The 2,470-nt window shown below is 46.1% G+C and carries 2 protein-coding genes; both read right to left on the reverse strand.

Features of this window, described 5'->3' with window-relative positions:
- A partial coding sequence (locus HP456_RS22735) for an amino acid kinase family protein (protein WP_446680281.1) occupies positions 1 to 514 on the reverse strand: 514 nt, incomplete at its 3' end.
- A gap of 56 nt (positions 515 to 570) precedes the next feature.
- A complete protein-coding gene (locus HP456_RS22740) occupies positions 571 to 2,385 on the reverse strand; it encodes an IucA/IucC family protein (protein WP_172255317.1) in 1,815 nt (604 codons plus the stop codon).
- Positions 2,386 to 2,470 lie beyond the last annotated feature (85 nt).

A 2,470-nucleotide genomic window follows, 5' to 3' on the forward strand; every position in this document is an offset into this window, starting at 1 on the left:
AGATGTCGCAGCGCTCCGCTCCAAGCTTGGCTGCGAGTGCCGCAGCCGTGGTGTCGGATCCGCCCCTCCCCAATGTAGAGATAGATCCTTCTTCCGTTATCCCTTGAAAACCGGCCACTACGACAATTTTACCCGTACGGAGTTCCTTCATGATCGGCTCCGGATTAATCGTTCTGATTTTGGCATTGCCGTGAACAGAATCAGTCAGAATGCCTGCCTGGCCGCCGGTAAACGAAATGGATTCTGCTCCTTTTTCCTGAAGGGCCATGGCCAGGAGAGCGGTTGTTACCTGCTCTCCTGTCGACAAGAGCATATCCATTTCTCTTTTTGCCGGCTGTGAGGACACATCATTTGCCAGAGTTGTCAGTGTATCTGTTGTATCCCCCATGGCTGAAACGACCGCGACGACGTCATTCCCCCTGTTCTTTTCCTCCATCACCCTTGAAGCCATTCGTTTAATGCTTGCTGGGGAACCCACAGAGGTCCCTCCGAATTTCTGTACGATTACACTCATATGCTAAACCTTCTTTCCCTGGGACCAAGAGAGTTGATCCGTTAATGATTCTTCCCTTACTGAACCGTTGCTTTTTCTTTAAAAAGGGAGAGGGCATTGTTTACTTTTCCGAATTCTGAAGCGTGCGGGCGATCGTCTCCATCCGAGTACCCGTAATCAACCATGCGGTTACGGTTCAGACAAAGTTTCGTCAGCTTCGGCTTAAAAAAGTCAAACAAGGCGAAACGTTCCCCAAGTTCAGGGAATCTGTCTTGATAATCCTGGATGGATTGAGCCAGCAGACCCCAGAATAGTTCTTCTTCCATCAGCTCATGATTGATAAGGATATGGCTCAGATAACGCAGATGGCAGATAAATAAACCTGTGAAAATGAATTGGGTCAATCCTTCCGGCGGTTCACTTCTTAACACCTCTTTGAATTCCTTCGACAAGCCCCGGAGTTCAGGGAAGTCCTGATCTGAAATGTTGACGTCGTCGACGAAATCCTTGATGGCCAAACGGTGCGGCACGGAATCTTTTAGAACGATGATGGTATTCTGACCATGTGGAGAGAATACCGTCCCATATTGATACAAGTAGTGAAGAAGCGGGTCCATGGCCACCTTGAAGAATGTCTTCATCCATTCTTCCGCCTGGAGTCCGGAGTCTTCAATCAGGCTCTGCACATACGGTTTATGATCATGATCTTCGTATAAAAGAGCAGCCAGCGTGATCGCTTGTTCCCCTTCATCCAGATACGTATAAATGCTTTCCCTCCAAATCGTCCCGAGCATTTCCAAGTATTGATACGGAGCCTGTTTCACTCCGGTATAATATCGGTGATCGACATTCATGCTCGCGTTTTCGCCAGGAAGGATGACGCGGCATTCGTCTTTCAAGAATGTATCATGATCCGCGATGCCTTTGATGAGCTCTGTTACCTGCGGCGCAATCAGGGTGCGTTCTGAAGGAAGACCTCTGTAAACGAGCGTATTGAGAATGCTCATCGGCAGCTTTACATGATGCTTCTCTTTGTGAGTGATATTCACGAACGTCCGGATCGACTGCTGCGGCAAGTAGCAGTCGTTTCCTTCTCCTAACGGAATGATTGTTTTTTCGGCAAGTTCCTCCGGGAAGTTCTGAATCAGGACATTTTTCCACTGCCATTCGTGCACAGGCATAAAGAAATAATCTGCAGGATTTTCCCCTTGTACGATTATTTTTTCTTCAAAAGAGGATCTTTCTTTTTCTGACAGTTCCTCAGCAAGCAACTCTTCATATTTCAGTCCATCGATGGATTGGAAGGCAGCGATCTTTTTTGCAACAGCTATCCAGGAAAGGCGGATTTCTTTCTGATGCTCAGGTGCAAAGTTCAGATAATCATCGTATCCGAATCCGATTCGGCCTTTGTTGTATGTAATCCAGGGATGTCCGGTCATAAAACCTTCAAGATCGGCATAATCGACGTGAATCAGCTCGTCCGATGATTTCTGGTTTTTCCCGAGAAGATGTGCATCCGCAATCAATGTGGCGTTCAGTTCTTTAATCAGATGGCCGACGGTTTCAGATGACATCGGTATAATTCCCTGCAGATCGATTAACAATTCAATCGCACTGTCTGCCTGCTTGTTTTCTTCACCTTCCCTGATTTCAATCGTGTCCCGCTTCACATCGAAGCTGTCGAAGAATCGTTTCTGTGCCTGGTAACGATACTGTTTGTCCTGTGATACCTGCAAGGAATACGTAATCGTTTTTCCCTCTTCTCCAAGTATTTCAGGCTGAATCATATCTTCGTACATATACTCCGACAACATTTTTGCGATCAGCTTGCGGTTGACCTTTTTCCAGTTGTCTTTATTTAATATCTTCTGTATGTCACTGGCAAATTGCATGGGATCCCTTCTTTCTTAAGGTATAAGGTTGATGCTGATTATTCAGGAAATATAAGCTGTTATTTTACTTTTTTTACAATTATCA

This window comes from Bacillus haikouensis (assembly GCF_013179555.1).
Taxonomy (GTDB): domain Bacteria; phylum Bacillota; class Bacilli; order Bacillales; family Bacillaceae_B; genus Rossellomorea; species Rossellomorea haikouensis_A.

Coding starts and splice junctions, on each gene's coding strand:
- HP456_RS22740 (WP_172255317.1), bottom strand. CDS start 2,385: ATGCAATTTGCCAGTGACATACAGAAGATATTAAATAAAGACAACTGG.